Source organism: Streptomyces sedi (assembly GCF_006335015.1).
Classification (GTDB): Bacteria; Actinomycetota; Actinomycetes; order Streptomycetales; family Streptomycetaceae; genus Streptomyces; species Streptomyces sedi.
Map to the genome: position 1 here is coordinate 57,283 of NZ_VDGT01000025.1, position 16,912 is coordinate 74,194.

At 71.8% G+C, this 16,912-nt stretch carries 10 protein-coding genes; 4 read left to right on the forward strand and 6 right to left on the reverse strand.

Annotation, left to right across the window (positions count from 1 at the left end; all coding sequences use genetic code 11):
* The 6 genes from glgP to FH715_RS25175 all read right to left on the reverse strand — a co-directional run bounded on the left by glgP (position 1) and on the right by FH715_RS25175 (position 8,797).
* On the reverse strand, positions 1 to 2,577 hold the full coding sequence (gene glgP / locus FH715_RS25150; protein ID WP_139649233.1) for an alpha-glucan family phosphorylase: 2,577 nt from the start codon (positions 2,575 to 2,577) through the stop codon (positions 1 to 3).
* A 343-nt stretch (positions 2,578 to 2,920) separates the two neighbouring features.
* Entirely contained in the window at positions 2,921 to 4,000 is a 1,080-nt protein-coding gene (locus FH715_RS25155; RefSeq protein WP_139649235.1) for an ABC transporter ATP-binding protein, read from the reverse strand.
* Entirely contained in the window at positions 3,997 to 5,067 is a 1,071-nt protein-coding gene (locus FH715_RS25160; protein WP_139649237.1) for an ABC transporter ATP-binding protein, read from the reverse strand. Before FH715_RS25160 ends, FH715_RS25155 begins: the two co-directional genes overlap by 4 nt.
* A gap of 4 nt (positions 5,068 to 5,071) precedes the next feature.
* Complete coding sequence (locus FH715_RS25165; protein ID WP_139649239.1) at positions 5,072 to 6,025, reverse strand: ABC transporter permease; 954 nt, start codon at positions 6,023 to 6,025, stop codon at positions 5,072 to 5,074.
* Positions 6,025 to 7,029, reverse strand: coding sequence for an ABC transporter permease (locus FH715_RS25170; protein ID WP_139649241.1), 1,005 nt, complete (start codon positions 7,027 to 7,029; stop codon positions 6,025 to 6,027). Before FH715_RS25170 ends, FH715_RS25165 begins: the two co-directional genes overlap by 1 nt.
* 97 nt (positions 7,030 to 7,126) lie before the next feature.
* The gene (locus tag FH715_RS25175; protein WP_139649244.1) at positions 7,127 to 8,797 is read right to left on the reverse strand and encodes an ABC transporter substrate-binding protein; all 1,671 of its coding nucleotides are present in this window, start codon (positions 8,795 to 8,797) and stop codon (positions 7,127 to 7,129) included.
* A gap of 283 nt (positions 8,798 to 9,080) precedes the next feature.
* Between FH715_RS25175 and FH715_RS25180 the strand changes: the two genes are divergently transcribed.
* From FH715_RS25180 to FH715_RS25195, 4 genes are all read left to right on the forward strand, one after another.
* Positions 9,081 to 11,015 (forward strand): rhamnogalacturonan lyase, encoded by a 1,935-nt coding sequence (locus tag FH715_RS25180; RefSeq protein ID WP_425472776.1) that lies wholly within the window; start codon positions 9,081 to 9,083, stop codon positions 11,013 to 11,015.
* A gap of 455 nt (positions 11,016 to 11,470) precedes the next feature.
* Complete coding sequence (locus FH715_RS25185) at positions 11,471 to 13,516, forward strand: alpha-1,4-glucan--maltose-1-phosphate maltosyltransferase (protein ID WP_139649246.1); 2,046 nt, start codon at positions 11,471 to 11,473, stop codon at positions 13,514 to 13,516.
* Positions 13,503 to 15,206 carry a maltose alpha-D-glucosyltransferase gene (treS, locus tag FH715_RS25190; RefSeq protein ID WP_139649249.1) on the forward strand — a complete coding sequence of 568 codons (1,704 nt, stop codon included), beginning with the start codon at positions 13,503 to 13,505 and terminating at the stop codon, positions 15,204 to 15,206. The genes FH715_RS25185 and treS overlap by 14 nt, the downstream gene beginning before the upstream one ends.
* 202 nt (positions 15,207 to 15,408) lie before the next feature.
* The gene (locus FH715_RS25195) at positions 15,409 to 16,884 is read left to right on the forward strand and encodes a maltokinase N-terminal cap-like domain-containing protein (RefSeq protein WP_139649251.1); all 1,476 of its coding nucleotides are present in this window, start codon (positions 15,409 to 15,411) and stop codon (positions 16,882 to 16,884) included.
* Positions 16,885 to 16,912 lie beyond the last annotated feature (28 nt).

Consider the following 16,912-nt stretch of genomic DNA (forward strand, 5'->3'; position numbering starts at 1 on the left):
TCAGTGGGGCAGGGCCGCGTCCCCCGCCTCCGCGACGAGGCCGAGCTCGGCGCGTGAGGCCAGCAGGGGGTGCGCCGGCAGGACCCGGACCGTGTAGCCGTAGGGGCCGGGCCGGTTGAGGGTCAGCTCGCCCTCGAAGGTCCAGCGGCCCGCCAGGTCGGGACCGCCGGTGGCCTTCAGCGGGACATAGCCGGGCTCGGCGAGCGTGTCGTCGACGTCGACGCGGCCGGTCACCGCCTGCACCTCGACCGCCGACGGCTCCAGGCCACCGAGCGCGACCCGCACCCGCAGCGAGACCGTGCCGCCGAGCGTCGGCGGCTCGTTGCCCGGCTCCACGTGCTCGACGGCGACGCCCGGCCACTCGCCGGTGACGCGTTCGGCGAACGCCGCCAGCTCGCCGGCCGCCTCCGCCGTCATCGCCCGGTGGCCGGCGGCGGCCGGCGCGTAGTAGGTGGTGATGTACTCGCGCAGCATCCGTTCGGCCAGCACCCGGGGGCCCAGCCGGTCCAGCGTCGCGCGGACCATCTCCAGCCAGCGCCCGGGCAGGCCGCTGCCGTTGACGCCCCGGTCGTAGAAGCAGGGCGCGACCTGCTGCTCCAGCAGGCCGTAGAGGGCGGCGGCCTCGATGGCGTCCCTGCGCTCCGGCTCGGCGGCGGCGACACCGTCGGCGGTGGGGATCTCCCAGCCGAAGTCCGGGTCGAACCACTCGTCCCACCAGCCGTCGCGGACCGAGAGGTTCAGGCAGCCGTTGAGCGCGGCCTTCATCCCCGAGGTGCCGCACGCCTCCAGCGGGCGCAGCGGGTTGTTGAGCCAGACGTCGCAGCCGGCGTAGAGCGAACGCGCCATGCTCATGCCGTAGTCGGGCAGGAAGACGATCCGGCGGCGGACCTCCGGGTCGTCGGCGAAGCGGACCAGCTCCTGGATGAGGCGCTTGCCGCCGTCGTCCGCCGGGTGGGCCTTGCCCGCGACCACGATCTGCACCGGCCGCGTCGGGTGCAGCAGCAGCGCCCGCAGCCGGTCCGGGTCCTGGAGCATCAGCGTCAGCCGCTTGTAGGAGGGAACGCGGCGGGCGAAGCCCAGGGTGAGCACGTCCGGGTCGAAGACCTCGTCGACCCAGCCCAGCTCGGCCTGGCCGGCGCCGCGCTGCCGCCAGGAGGCGCGCAGCCGCACCCGCACGTCGTGCACCAGCTGCTCGCGCAGCGAGCGCCGCAGCTCCCACAGCTCGGTGTCGGAACGGCCGCCCTCCGCGGTCCTGCGGGTGGCGTCGGCGGTCCAGGTCGGGGCGTGCACCCCGTTGGTGACCGAGCCGATCGGCGCCTCCCGCTCGTCGAACCCGGGCCAGAGCCCCGCGAACATGCCCCGGCTGACCTCCCCGTGCAGGGTGGAGACGCCGTTGCAGCGCTGCGCGGTACGCAGCCCGAGCACCGCCATGTTGAACGGGGCAGGCTCGCCCTCGTTCACCGGCTGCCCGCCGGGGGCCGCCGCGCCCAGCGGCTCGCGGCCCAGGCCCAGCAGCGCCTGGAGGTCGAGGGACGCCAGCTCGCCGCCGTCGCCGAAGTGCCGGGCGACCAGCTCCTCGGCGAACCGGTCGATGCCGGCCGGCACCGGCGTGTGCGTGGTGAAGATCGTGCCGGCCCGCACCGCGCGGAGCGCGGCGTCGAAGCCGATGCCCAGCTCGCCCAGCTCCCTGATGCGCTCGGGGCCGAGGAAGCCGGCGTGCCCCTCGTTCATGTGGAACACCTCCGGCTCCGGGTGCCCCGTCAGCCGGCAGTAGGCGCGCACGGCGCGCATCCCGCCGATGCCGAGCAGCATCTCCTGGAGCAGCCGGTGCTCGCTGCCGCCGCCGTAGAGGCGGTCGGTGACGTCCCGTTCGGCCGGGCCGTTCTCCGCGACGGACGAGTCGAGCAACAGCAGCGGCACCCGGCCGACCTGGACCTGCCAGATCTGCGCGGTCAGCGTCCGCCCGCCGGGCAGCGCCAGGGTCACCCGGGCGCGGCTGCCGTCGGCTTCCAGCAGCGGGGTCAACGGCAGCTCGTGCGGGTCGATGACCGGATACTGCTCCTGCTGCCAGCCGTCGGGCGACAGGCTCTGGCGGAAGTAGCCGTGCCGGTAGAGCAGGCCGACGCCGATGAGGGGCGCGCCCAGGTCGCTGGCGGCCTTGAGATGGTCGCCGGCGAGGATGCCCAGGCCGCCCGAGTACTGCGGGAGCGCGGCGGTGATGCCGAACTCCGGAGAGAAGTAGGCGATGGCGCGCGGCAGTTCGCCGCCGGCGCGGGCGTCGGTCTGCTGGTACCAGCGGGGTTCGGTGAGGTAGTCGCGCAGATCCTCGACGGCCATGCCGAGGCGGCGCTGGAAGCCGCGGTCGGCGGCGAGCGCCTCCAGCCGGCCTGCCGTGACGGTGCCCAGCAGCCGCACCGGGTCCTCACCGCCGGAGTGCCAGCCGTCGGGGTCGACGGAACGCAGCAGCTCGCGGGTCTCGGGGTGCCAGGACCAGCGCAGGTTGCGGGCCAGTTCCTGGAGGGGTCGGAGGGGTTCGGGAAGGACGGGGCGTACGGAGAAGCGACGGATGGCCTTCACCCCTCGACCGTAGCCGTGCCTCGGGGGCGGTTGTGGGGGATTCCGGCCGATTCAGCACGAACGCCGCCGACAACCACCCCCGGGGACCAGCCGCCGCCCTCCGGGCGGTGCCGGTGGGCGACCACGGGAGTGGGGCTGGCGGGTGCGTCGTCGACCGCGGCGGGGTGGGGGTGGCGGTGGGCGACCACCGAAGTGGGGCTGGCGGGTGCGTCGTCGACCGCAGGCGCGGCGGGGGTTACTCGCGCCGTTCCCCGCACCCCTGGCGCCGCGCGGCTCGGCGCCGGCGACCGCCGTTCCCCGCGTCGCTGACACGGCCGCGGGGCGCGGGGAACGGCGGCGGGGGTTATTCCTTGGTGTCGGCCGTCTCGGGGACGGCCACCGGCTCGTCGTCGGGGATGATCCGTTCGGCCAGTTCCCTGACCGGCTGGATCGTCCCGTCGGCGATCTCCGCCGCGTAGTGGCAGGCCACGCGGTGGCCGTCGGCCAGTTCGGTGAGCGCCGGCCGTTCCGTGTCGCACCGCTCCGGCTGCCGCCAGGGGCAGCGGGTGTGGAAGCGGCAGCCGGTCGGCGGGTTCGCCGGGGACGGCAGGTCGCCGCGGAGCAGGATGCGTTCGCGGTTGTCCTCCACCTCCGGGTCGGGCACCGGGACGGCGGACATCAGCGCCCGGGTGTACGGGTGCCGGGGCTCGGCGTAGAGCAGGTCGCTGGGCGCCTCCTCGACGAGCGCGCCCAGGTACATCACGCCGATCACGTCGGAGATGTGCCGCACCACCGCCAGGTCGTGGGCGATCACCAGATAGGTGAGGCCCATCGACTCCTGGAGCTCCTCCAGCAGGTTGATGACCTGCGCCTGGATGGAGACGTCCAGCGCGGAGACCGGCTCGTCGCAGATGATCAGGTCCGGCTCCAGGACCAGGGCCCTGGCGATGCCGATGCGCTGCCGCTGCCCGCCGGAGAACTCGTGCGGGTAGCGGGAGAGCGCGTCGGCCGGCAGCCCGACCCGCTCCAGGACCTCGACGATCTTCGCGCGGCGCTCGGTGCGGTCCGCGCCGATGCCGTGGGCGGCCATGCCCTCGGCGAGGATCGACTCGATGTTCTGTCGGGGGTTCAGGCTGCCCAGCGGGTCCTGGAACACCATCTGGAGGCGGCGCCTGCTGCGGCGCATCTCCTCGTCGGGGAGCGCCGCCAGGTCGGTGCCGTCGAAGACGACCTCTCCCGAGGTGATCTCGTTGAGCCGCAGCACGGCCCGGCCCAGGGTGGTCTTGCCGCAGCCGGACTCGCCGACCAGGCCGTAGGTCTGGCCCGCGTCGATGGTCAGCGAGACGCCGTCCACGGCGTAGACGTGACCGACCGTCCGGTCGAAGAACACCCCGCGCTTGACCGGGAAGTGGACCTTGACCTCGTTCAGTTCCAGCAGGCTCATTCGGAGGTCTCCTCCTTCTGGGTGACCGGCTCGGTCGGGGAGTCGCCGGCGCCGACGTCGGCGAGGGTGACGGTCTCCAGCCGTTCGCGCACCGGGTTCACACAGCGGACGTGGTGGCCCGCCGGCGCCTCGGTCCCGGCCAGCGGGCCGAGTTCCGGGGTCCCGTTCAGGCACTCCAGGGTGTAGTGGTCGCAGCGCGGCGCGAACGCGCAGCCGTCCGCCCAGGCGATCTGGTCGTTGATGGAGCCGCGCACGGGGTTGAGCGGCTGGCCGCGCGGGGCGTCCAGCCGGGGGATGGAGTTGAGCAGCCCGTGCGCGTAGGGGTGGGCCGGCTCGGCGAAGAGGTTCCGCCGGTCGGCGGACTCCACGACCTTGCCGGCGTAGAGCACGTTGACGTCGTCGCAGAGCCCGGCGACCACACCCAGGTCGTGGGTGATCATCAGCAGGGCGGTGCCCTCCTGGTCGACCAGTTCCTTGAGGAGTTCGAGGATCTGCGCCTGGATGGTGACGTCGAGCGCCGTCGTCGGCTCGTCGGCGATCAGCATGCGGGGCGCGCAGGCCACCGCCATGGCGATCAACGCGCGTTGCCGCATACCGCCGGAGAGCTGGTGCGGGTACTCCTTGAGCCGCCGCGTCGGGTCGGGGATGCCGACCCGCTCCAGCAGCGCGGCGGCCTCGGTGCGGGCGGCCTGGCCGCGCATCCCCCGGTGCCGGCTCAGGATCTCGGTGACCTGGACGCCGATGGGGACCACCGGGTTCAGCGAGGAGAGCGGGTCCTGGAAGATCATCGCCAGCTGGGTGCCGCGCAGGTCGCGCATCGCCGAGGGGCGCAGCGACAGCAGGTCGGTGCCCCGGTAGTCGGCCCGGCCCTCGACGCGCACCCCCTTCTTCGGCAGCAGGCCCATCAGGGCGAGCGAGGTGACGCTCTTGCCGCAGCCCGACTCGCCGACCAGGCCGACGACCTGGCCCTCGTCCACGTCGAAGGAGACCCCGGAGACGGCGGTGCTCGCGCGGCGGCCTTGCCCTTGGAAGGTGACCTTCAGTTCGTCCACGGAAAGCAGGGGCATGGGATCAGCTCCGCAGTTTCGGGTCGAGCGCTTCCCGCATGGACTCGCCCAGCAGGGTGAAGCCAAGGGCGGTGATGATGATGCCGAGTGCGGGGCAGATGGCCATGAACGGCGCCTCGTCGAAGAACCGTTCGGCCTGCGCCAGCATCACGCCCCACTCGGGTTGCGCGGCGTCGGGGTTGCCCAGGCCCAGGTAGGACAGGGCGGCGGCCTCGATGATGGCCGTGGCCAGGGCCAGCGTGGACTGGACGATGACCGGGCCCAGGGAGTTGGGCAGCACGTGCCCCATCACCACGCGCCGGCGGCGCACGCCCAGCGCGCGGGCGGCGAGCACGTAGTCCGCGTTCGCCTGGGAGAGCATCGAACCGCGCAGCAGCCGGGCGAAGATGGGCACCTGCACGACGCCGACGGCGATCATCACCGTGGTGAGGCTCTGCCCCATGACCGCCGCGATGCTCACCGCGAGCAGCAGCGAGGGCATCGCCAGCATCATGTCGATGAAGCGCATCAGCACGGTGTCCAGGCGCTGCCCGGCGCGACCGCCGAAGGCGAGGGCGGCGCCGGAGACGCCGCCGATCAGCGCGCCGACGACGAAGCCGAGGACGGTGGAGATCACGCCCACCATCAGCGTCTGCCGTGCGCCGACCAGCATCCGGGAGAGCTGGTCGCGGCCGAGGTGGTCCAGGCCCAGCCAGTTCTCGCCGCGGGGGCCGACGAACTCGCCCCGGTTGGTGAAGACCTCGTCCCGCCAGAGCTGGGAGGTCGGGTTGTGCGGCGCGATCCACGGCCCGATCAGCGCGATGACCACGAACAGCGCCATGATGGCGACGCCGATCAGGGCCATCTTGCTGGACCGCAGCCGGCGGAACGCCTCCACCCACAGGCTGCCGCCGGTGGTGGTCTCCCGCTGGGCGGTGAGTGCGGCGAGCCGGTCGATCTTGTCGGTCTTGGTGGACATCAGTTCACCCGCACTCTCGGGTCGATCAGCCCGTATGTCAGATCCACCACCAGGTTGATCAGCATGTAGAGCAGGGCGATGAAGAGGATGAAGCCCATCAGCACGGGGTAGTCACGGTCGGAGATCGCCTGCCGGATGAAGCTGCCGATACCGCCGAAGGAGAACGCCGACTCCGTCAGCACCGCGCCGGAGAGCAGGCTCCCGGTGAGCAGGCCGACGGTGGTGACCACCGGCAGCAGCGCGTTGCGCAGCACGTGCCGGCCGCGCACCACGCTCTTGCGCAGTCCCTTGGACTCGGCGGTGCGGACGTAGTCCTCGCTGAGCACCTCCAGCACGCTGGCGCGGGTGATCCGGACGACGACGGCGAGCGGGATCGAGGCGAGCGCGAGCCCGGGGAGGATCAGGTGTTGGATCGCGTCCCAGGAGGCGTCGAACTCGCCGGTCAGCACCCCGTCGAGGACGGCGAACCCGGTCACGTCCGTGGCGTCGATGCCGGTGGTCAGCCGGCCGCCGCTGGGCAGCCAGCCGAGGTTCACGGCGAAGATCGAACGGAGGATCATCGCCAGGAAGAAGACGGGGACGCAGATCCCCAGCAGCGATCCGGAGACCGCGGTGACGTCCAGCCAGCTGCCGCGGCGGCGGGCCGCGAAGTAGCCGAGCGGGATGCCGATGATGACGGCGAACAGCAGGGCGGTGACGCCGAGTTCGAAGGTGGCGGGGAACCGCAGGGTGAACTCGTCCCAGACCGGCTGGCCGGTCTTGACGGAGTTCCCCAGGTCGAGCTCCAGAAGGCGACGCAGCCAGCGGCCGTACTGCACGAGCAGCGGTTCGTTGAGACCGAGTTGCTCCTCGATCTGGCGGCGGGCCGCCTCGTTGCCGCGCTCGCCGAGCAGGGCCCAGGCGGGGCCGCCGGGTAGTCGGTGGATCCAGATGAACAGAAGGACCGTCAGGCCGAACAGCGTGGGTATCAGCTGCAACAGCCTGCGGACGACGAGACGGAGCACCTAGGGGCTCCCCTTTCTCTCTTCGCTACCGGGGAAGGCCGCCGCCCGGCCACGGGTCCCGTGGCCGGGCGGCGGAGCGACCCCTTGCCCGCTGGGGCTACTTGAAGGAAACCTCTGCGAAGTTCTCCTGGGTCAGCGGGGAGACCGTCGGCAGGTTGACGTCGGGCGAGAAGGCGATGGACGGGGGCGAGCTGGAGATCGGCACGCCGGGCAGGAACTCCATGATCGCCTCGTTGGCCTCCTGGTACATGGCCTCACGGGTCGCCACGTCGGGCTCCGTGCGGACCTCGCTCAGCAGGTCGAAGATCTCGTCGTTCTGGAAGCCCCACTCCTTGGTGTAACCGTCGAACCAGGTGCCCAGGAAGTTGTAGGCGTCGTTGAAGTCACCGGTCCAGCCGAGCAGGTACACGTCGCACCCGCCGGACCTGGTGGTCTCCTGGTAGTCCGGGTTCCAGGTGAGCGGCTTGGGCTCGACGGTGATCCCGACGGCCTCCAGGTCGGCGCGGAGCAGCTCGTAGATGTCGGCGGGCGCCGGCATGTACGGGCGGGTGACCTCGGTCGGGTAGCAGAACTCCAGCGTCAGGTCCTCGGCGCCGGCCTCGGCCAGCAGCTCCTGGGCCAGCTCGGGGTCGTGCTCGTAGGTCCGCACGTCCTCGGAGTAGCCGGCGACGGTGTCCGGGATGAACTGGGTCGCCGCGACGCCGCCCTCGGGCAGCTGGGTGTCGACGATGTTCTGCCGGTCCAGGGCGTGGGCGAGGGCCTGGCGGACCTGCACGTCCTCCAGCTCGGGCTGGCGCTCCTGGATGATGCCCATGTAGAGGATGTTGAAGACGCCGCGGATCGGGACCTGGAAGCCCTCCTCCTCCAGCGTGCTGACGTCCGCGGGCGCGACCAGGTCGTAGCCGTGGATGTCACCGGCCTGGAGCGCCTGGCGGCGGGCCGACTCCTCGGGGATGGTGCGGAAGACCAGTTCCTCGACGCCGGCGTCGGTCTCGCCCCAGTAGTCGTCGAAACGCTCCAGGGTGACCTCGCCGTTGCCCTTGTTCCAGTCGGTGACCTGGAACGGGCCGGTGCCGGCGACGGTGCCGGCCTCCTGGCTGTAGCCGGGGAAGGTGATGTTCTCGCCCTCGCCGCTGGGGTCGTCCTCGGCGTAGGCCTCGATGGCCTTGGGCGAGTGGAGGGAGAACGCCTGGAGCGAGAAGCCGCCGGGGTAGTTGGCCGAGGGCTCCGCGACGGTGATGGTCGCGGTCAGCTCGTCGGGCGCCTCGCAGCCGACGTAGTTCGGCTCGGGAACGTCCTCGCTCTCGTTCTCGGCGAAGCCGCCGAAGACGGCCTGCCAGTAGTAGGAGAGCGTGGTGTTCTGGTAGGTGCCGGCCCAGTTGAACCAGCGGTCGTAGTTCTGGCAGACGACCTCGCCGGTGAGCGCCTCACCGTCGTGGAAGGTCACGCCCTCCTCAAGCTCGAACGTCCACTCGGTGCCCTCCTCGTTGGAGGACCAGTCGTGGGCGAGGCCGCCGACCAGCTCGGTGCCGCCCGGCTCGTGGTCGATCAGGGTCTCGAACGCCTGCCTGGTCACGCGGAAGGTCTCTCCGTCGCTGCCCAGGGAGGGGTCGATGGCGGCCGGGTCGCCGGCCGCACCGAAGACGAACACCTCCGAGTCGCCACCGGAGTTGTCGTCGTCGCGCTCGCTCGCGCAGCCGCTGGCGACCAGGCCGATCGCCAGGGCCGCCACGAGCGTCCTCGCGGCGCGGGGTCTTGCTATGCGCATTGATCCACCTCAGAGGGGTCGGGGCGTGTGCCCTGTCCGGTGGACCGCACATTACTGCGCGGGAATTTCACTGTGAACATCGTCAAGCTCGGCGATACCGAGCTGAGACGTGGCGCGCGGGCCGCGCGCGCGGCGTTCTCCGTCCCCGGGGGCCGTACGGGGCGCGGCTCGCGCGGTCGTCCCGCGCCGGCGTGAAGTTCCCCGCCGGGCGCGGCAACCTCGCGCGCCCCGGCGACCACCGGGAGGGGAGAGACCCGCACTCCCCCACGAGCGAGGAGATCCCGTGCCTTCCCGCACACGCGCACGATCCCCCAGGCGCCGCAGGGCGCTGCTGGCCGCCGCCCTCTGCGGCGCGCTGGCCTCCGGCGGCATGGCCGCGCTGGCCCGGGCCGACGAGACGCCCGCGGGCGCCGCACCGGCCGCCTCGGCGCCGGCGGACGGTCTGGGGCGCGGCCTGGTCAGCGTCGGCAACGACCGGGGCAACCTGGTGAGCTGGCGTTCGCTGGCGGCCGACCCCGACGACATCGCCTTCCACCTCTACCGGGACGGCTCCCGGGTCACCGAGGAGCCGCTGACCGGGCTCACCAGCTTCCTCGACGAGGGTGCGCCGGCCGACGCCGCGTACTCCCTGGCCACCGTGGCCGACGGCGTGGAGACGATGGCCGCCGACGAGGCGCTGGCCCTGCCGGCGGCGTCGACCGACATCCCGTTGGACCGCCCCTCGGGCGAGCACGTGCCCAACGACGCCTCGGTGGGCGACCTGGACGGGGACGGCGAGTTCGAGATCGTCGTCAAGTGGGACCCGGAGAACGCGAAGGACAACTCGCAGGCCGGGGTGACGGGCAACGTCTATCTGGACGCCTACACCCTGACCGGCGAGCAGCTGTGGCGGATCGACCTGGGCCGCAACATCCGGGCCGGCGCCCACTACACCCAGTTCCAGGTGTTCGACTACGACGGGAACGGCACGGCCGAGGTCGCGGTGAAGACCGCCGACGGCACGGTGGACGGCGCGGGCACCGTGATCGGGGACGCCGGCGCGGACCACCGCAACAGCGCGGGCTACGTGCTGTCGGGGCCCGAGTTCCTGACCGTGTTCGACGGGGCGAGCGGCGCGGCCGTGGACACCGTCGACTACGCGCCGCCGCGCGGCAACGTCGGCGACTGGGGCGACGACTACGGCAACCGCGTCGACCGCTTCCTCGCCGGCACCGCCTATCTGGACGGCGAGGGGCCCTCGTTGATCATGGCGCGCGGCTACTACACCCGTTCCACGGTCGCGGCCTGGGACTTCGACGGGCAGTCGCTGAGCCAGCGCTGGTTCTTCGACAGCGACGTGTCGGGGAGCCAGTACGCGGGGCAGGGCTCGCACAGCCTCTCCGTGGGCGACGTGGACCTCGACGGCCGGGACGAGATCGTCTACGGCGCGATGGCGATCGACGACGACGGCTCGCCGCTGTGGACGACCGGCACCGGGCACGGCGACGCCCAGCACCTGGGGGACTTCGACCCGACGCGCGAGGGGCTTGAGTACTACAAGGTCTCGGAGAACAGCGGTTCGCCGGCCTCGCTGCTGATCGACCCGGCCAACGGCGACGTGCTGTGGGAGACCCCCGGCGGCTCGGACAACGGGCGCGGTGTGGGCGGCGACATCTGGGCGGACAACCCGGGCGCCGAGTTCTGGTCCAGCGCCGACGGTTCGCTGCGGGACCTGTCGGGCGACGAGATCGGGCGGAAGCCGTCGAGCACCAACTTCCTGGTGTGGTGGGACGGCGACGCGACCCGCGAGCTGCTGGACGACACCCACATCGACAAGTACGGCCCGGACGGCGACGAGCGGCTGCTGACCGCGGAGGGCGTCGCGTCCAACAACGGTACGAAGGCGACGCCGGCGCTGTCGGCGGACATCCTCGGCGACTGGCGCGAGGAGGTCGTCTGGCGCACCTCGGACAACAGCGCGCTGCGGATCCACTCGACGGACATCCCCACGGACCTGTCGTTCCCCGCGCTGATGGAGGACCGCCAGTACCGCACGGGCGTGGCCTGGCAGAACACGGCCTACAACCAGCCGCCGCACCCCGGCTTCGCGCTGGACGCCTCCACCGCCTCCACCGCCTCCACCGCCTCCACCGCTTCCACCGCCTCGACGGCCTCCGGCGTCCTCCCGCCGGACGGCACCCACCGCCCCTCCGCGGAGGACGACATCTCCCACCGGTAGCCCGCCCATCCGGTGATCCCCGCCGAACCGGGGTATCACCGGGGAAACCGGGGGAATGTGCCAGCGGCTCATTCCCCGATTCGCCGTACGCCGGCCCCCGCCTGTTTCCCGCAGGTGGGGGCCGGCTTTCCGTTGTGCGCTTCCGCGAGGGCGCCGCGCGGCACGCGGGCCGTGTTTGTTCCGGCCGTAATGCCGTGCCGTGTATACGACATCACCTGACCTTCGGCGGCGACTCCAGAGTTTTCCCGACCGGATACGTGACGGTCATCGGGGAGCGGATTGTGCGGGGCCCCCGCGTGGGCAGGCTTGCCACACGGCAACCCCCACACGAGTGAACGCGCACCGGAGCGGCCATGCCCGAATCCCGCCATTCAGCGGTTCAGCGGATACAAAGGACGAAGTTCCCTCCCGGTGAGGGAAAAAGCCCGCCCCCGACGCATCCAGGTGATCCCCACATGATCGGTCGTATCCCTGTCCTCGACGTCCAGCCGCGCGTTGACTGCGGGCGCCGCCCGGTGAAGGCCGTTCCGGGCGAGACGTTCTCGGTGACGGCCACCGTCTTCCGCGAGGGGCCGGACGCGGTCGGCGCCAACGTCGTGCTGCGCGACCCCGGCGGTCGCGGCGGCCCGTGGATCCCCATGCGGGAGCTCCAGCCGGGACTCGACCGGTGGGGCGCCGAGATCACCCCCGACCGCGAGGGCCGCTGGACCTTCGCCGTGGAGGCGTGGGGCGACCCGGTCACCAGCTGGCGGCGGCGCGCCGCCCTGAAGGTCCCGGCCGGCGTGGACGTCGAGCTGACGTTCCTGGAGGGCGCCGAACTGCTGCGCCGGGCGGCCGGTGGCGTGCCGAAGAACGCCGGGCGGGAGGCGGTGCTGCGCGCCGCCGACGCGTTGGAGGACGTCGAACTGCCGCCGGCGACCCGGCTGGCGGTCGCGCAGTCCGCCGAGGTGGCCGAGGTGCTGACGGCCCATCCGCTGCGCGAACTGGTCAGCGCCTCCCGGCCGCTGCCGCTGGTGGTCGAGCGTGAGCGGGCGCTCTTCGGCTCCTGGTACGAGCTGTTCCCGCGCTCGGAGGGCGCGCGCGTCCGGCCGCACACGCCCCCCGTCTCCGGCACCCTGCGCACCGCCGCCGAGCGGCTGCCCGCCGTCGCGCGGATGGGTTTCGACGTGGTCTACCTGCCGCCGATCCACCCCATCGGCACGGCGTTCCGCAAGGGCCGCGGCGGCGCGCTCTCGGCGCGCCACGACGACGTGGGCTCGCCGTGGGCGATCGGCTCGGCCGACGGCGGCCACGACGCGGTCCACCCGGACCTGGGCACCCTCGACGACTTCGACGCCTTCGTCGCGCGGGCCGGGGAACTCGGCATGGAGGTGGCGCTCGACTTCGCCCTCCAGTGCAGCCCCGACCATCCCTGGGTGAAGTCCCACCCGGAATGGTTCGCGCGGCGCGCCGACGGCACGATCGCGTTCGCCGAGAACCCGCCCAAGAAGTACCAGGACATCTATCCGATCTCCTTCGAGCAGGACTTCCGCGGCCTGGTCACCGAGACGTTGCGGGTACTGCGCTTCTGGATGGCGCACGGGGTGCGGATCTTCCGCGTGGACAACCCGCACACCAAGCCGGTGGTCTTCTGGGAGAAGGTCATCATGGAGATCAACAGGACCGATCCGGACGTGCTTTTCCTGGCCGAGGCGTTCACCAGGCCGGCGATGATGCAGACGTTGGCGCAGATCGGTTTCCAGCAGTCCTACACGTATTTCACCTGGCGCAACACCAAGGACGAACTGACGGAGTACCTGACGGAACTCAGCGGGTCGGCCGCGTCCTCCATGCGGCCGAACTTCTTCGTCAACACCCCGGACATCCTGCACGCCTATCTCCAGAACGGCGGCCGGCCGGCGTTCCAGACCAGGGCCGTGCTGGCCGCGACGCTCTCCCCGAGCTGGGGGATGTACGCGGGCTACGAGCTGTGCGAGAACACGCCGGCGGCGCCGGGCAGTGAGGAGTACGCGGACTCGGAGAAGTACCAGCTCCGTCCGCGCGACTGGGCGGGCGCCGAGGACTCGGGGGAGAGCATCACGGGGCTCGTCTCGCTTCTCAACGCGCTCCGGCGGCGCCACCCCGCGCTGCGGCAGCTTCGGAATCTTCACTTTCATCGCACCAACAACGAGCACATCCTGGCCTACTCCAAGCGGACGCGGACACCTCAGGCCGACTGCGTGCTGATCGTGGTCAACCTCGATCCCCACCACACCCACGAAGCGACGGTCTCGTTGGATATGGAGCAACTCCATGGGTGCGGCCTCACGCCCGCGCAGGAAGGTGGCGCCGAGCCCTTTCCGGTGTGCGACCAGCTCACCGGGACGACCTACTACTGGGGCAGGGACAACTATGTGCGGCTTGAGCCGGGCCGTGCGGATGCGTACGCCTCCTCGGCCCACGTGCTGGCCCTGCGACCGTCCTCACAGACCGGAGGGTCACCCAACGATGAGCGTCAATGAGCCGGTCCTCGACACCTTCGAGGACACGCCAGCCCGCGACCGCGATCCCGAGTGGTTCAAGCGCGCGGTCTTCTACGAGGTCCTCGTCCGCTCCTTCCAGGACAGCAACGGCGACGGTATCGGTGATCTGAAGGGGATCACCGCGAGACTCGACTATCTCCAGTGGCTGGGCGTGGACTGCCTGTGGCTGCCGCCCTTCTTCAAGTCCCCGCTGCGCGACGGCGGGTACGACGTGTCGGACTACACGGACGTGCTCCCCGAGTTCGGGGACCTCGCGGACTTCGTGGAGTTCGTGGACGCGGCCCACCAGCGGGGGATGCGGGTCATCATCGACTTCGTGATGAACCACACCAGCGACCAGCACCGCTGGTTCCAGGAGTCCCGCAAGGACCCGGAGGGCCCCTACGGCGACTACTACGTCTGGGCCGACGACGACAAGGGGTACGCGGACGCCCGGATCATCTTCGTCGACACCGAGTCGTCGAACTGGGCGTTCGACCCGGTCCGCAAGCAGTACTACTTCCACCGTTTCTTCTCCCACCAGCCGGACCTCAACTACGAGTCCCCGGCGGTCCAGGAGGAGATGATCTCCGCGCTGAAGTTCTGGCTGGACCTGGGCATCGACGGCTTCCGGCTGGACGCCGTGCCCTATCTCTACGCGGAGGAGGGCACCAACTGCGAGAACCTGCCGGCCAGCCACGGGTTCCTCAAGCGGGTACGCGCCGAGATCGACGCGCTCTACCCCGACACGGTGCTGCTCGCCGAGGCCAACCAGTGGCCGGAGGACGTCGTCGACTACTTCGGCGACTACGACAAGGGCGGCGACGAGTGCCACATGGCGTTCCACTTCCCGGTGATGCCGCGCATCTTCATGGCCGTGCGCCGGGAGTCCCGCTACCCGGTCTCGGAGATCCTCGCCAAGACCCCGCAGATCCCCGGCGGCTGCCAGTGGGGGATCTTCCTGCGCAACCACGACGAGCTGACCCTGGAGATGGTCACCGACGAGGAGCGCGACTACATGTACGCGGAGTACGCCAAGGATCCGCGGATGCGCGCCAACATCGGCATCCGGCGGCGGCTGGCGTCGCTCCTGGACAACGACCGCAACCAGATCGAGCTGTTCACCGCGCTGCTGCTGTCCCTGCCCGGCTCGCCAATCCTGTACTACGGCGACGAGATCGGGATGGGCGACAACATCTGGCTCGGTGACCGGGACGCGGTCCGCACCCCGATGCAGTGGACCCCGGACCGGAACGCGGGCTTCTCCTCCTGCGACCCGGGCCGGCTGTCGCTGCCGACGATCATGGACCCGGTCTACGGGTACCAGGTCACCAACGTCGAGGCGGCGATGAGTTCGCCGGCCTCGCTGCTGCACTGGACGCGGCGGATGGTGGAGATCCGCAAGCAGAACCCGGCGTTCGGGCTCGGCACCTACACCGAGCTGCCCTCGTCCAACCCTGCGGTGCTCTCGTATCTGCGGGAGCACGGCGACGACCTGGTGATGTGCGTCAACAACTTCTCGCGGTTCTCCCAGCCGACCGAGCTGGACCTGAGGCCGTGGACGGGTCGGGTGCCCGTCGAGCTGATCGGCGGGGTGCGCTTCCCGCCCATCGGGGAACTGCCCTATCTGCTGACCCTGGCGGGTCACGGGTTCTACTGGTTTCGGCTGCGTAAAGCCTCGGAGTCATAAGGCGTAGAAGGGCGCCGCACGGGCTTACCCCCAGCACGCTGGGGGAAGCCTCCCCCCGGCAGGGCATTGGCCAGGGCCTCCCTCTCCGTTACGGCCCTCACCCGCACGGCCGTTCCTGCACGACACGTCCCGCACGACCAGGCAACTCACGCCTCGATCCGGGACACTTCGTGACATATCCCATGCCCGGGGAAAGGATGATATGTCGGATAGTTCCGCGCCCCGGACCGCTCGGGCATCCGGCTCGCAGGGTCAGTCCGCGCCCCCGCGGGCGCAGGGCAGCGCCCTGTTGCGTTCCCTCAGTGGGCCGCTCGCCAACTGGCTTCCGGAGCAACGCTGGTTCGCGGGCAAGGGGCGGCCCCTCGGCGAGCTGGCGTTGATCTCGGCGACCGAGCTGCTCCCCCTCTCCCCCACGGGCACCGCCCCCGGCCTGCTCCACCTGCTGGTGCGGGCCGGGGCGCGGCCGGGCCGCTCGCCCGAGTCCGCGGCGGGCGACTGCTACCAGCTGCTGCTCGGCGTCAGGACCGCGCTCCCCGACGCGCTCGGCCCCGCGCTGGTCGGCCGCCCCACCGAGGGGCCGCTGCGCGGGCTGGCCGTCTACGAGGCGCTGCACGACCCGCGGCTGGCGGGGCTGCTGCTGGAACGGCTGCGCACCCCCGGCCGCCTCGGCACCCTCACCTTCGGCCGGGCGCCGGGCGCCGCCATCCCCTCCGGCCTCGCGCCCCGCGTGCTCACCGGCGAACAGACCAACTCCTCCGTGGTCTTCGGCGACGCCCACATCCTCAAGCTCTTCCGCCGGGTCTCCCCCGGCGTCAACCCGGACCTGGAGCTGCCGCTGGCGCTGGCCAGGACGGGGTGCGCCCGGGTGCCGGCGCCGGCCGCCTGGTTCGAGGCGCACTGGCCGGGCGGCCCTGAGGAGCCCCTGACGCTCGGGGTGCTCCAGCCGTTCCTCGCCGGCTCGACCGACGGGTGGCAGCTGGCCCAGCGCTCGCTCGCCGAGGGCCCCGACTTCACGCCGGCCGCGCACGCGCTCGGCCGGGCGACGGCCGAGGTGCACGCCGCGCTGGCCGAGGTGCTGCCGACCGACCTGCTGACGGGACGTCGGCTGGAGGGCATCGCGCTGGGCATGATGGAACGGCTGGACCAGGCCGTCGAGGTCGTCTCCGCGCTGCGTCCCTACCGCGACGGGCTGCGCCGTTGCTATGCGGCGCTCGCCGACCACGCGGCGCGCGGCGGTGGCGCCCGCGTCCAGCGGCTGCACGGCGACCTCCACCTCGGCCAGGTGCTCACCGCCGACGGCCCGGTCGGCGAGGCCGGCGCCCACTGGACCATGATCGACTTCGAGGGGGAGCCGGCGAGGCCGCTCGCCGACCGCAGGGAGCCGGGGCCGCCGGTGCGGGACGTGGCGGGGATGCTGCGCTCCTTCGACTACGCGGCCTGCCAGCACCAGGTGGACGGGGACTCGCGGGCCGCCGAGTGGTCCCGCGCCAACCGGGCCGCCTACTGCGCCGGCTACGCGGACGGCGGGGGCGAGGACCCGCTGGCCGAGCGGGAGCTGCTGCTCTCCTACGAGACCGACAAGGCGGTCTACGAGGTGCTGTACGAGGCGCGCCACCGGCCCTCCTGGCTGCCGGTCCCCATGATGGCGATCCGGCGGCTGGCCGAGGCCGCCGCCTGAGCGCGCCCTCTCCCCGCTCCGACTCCCC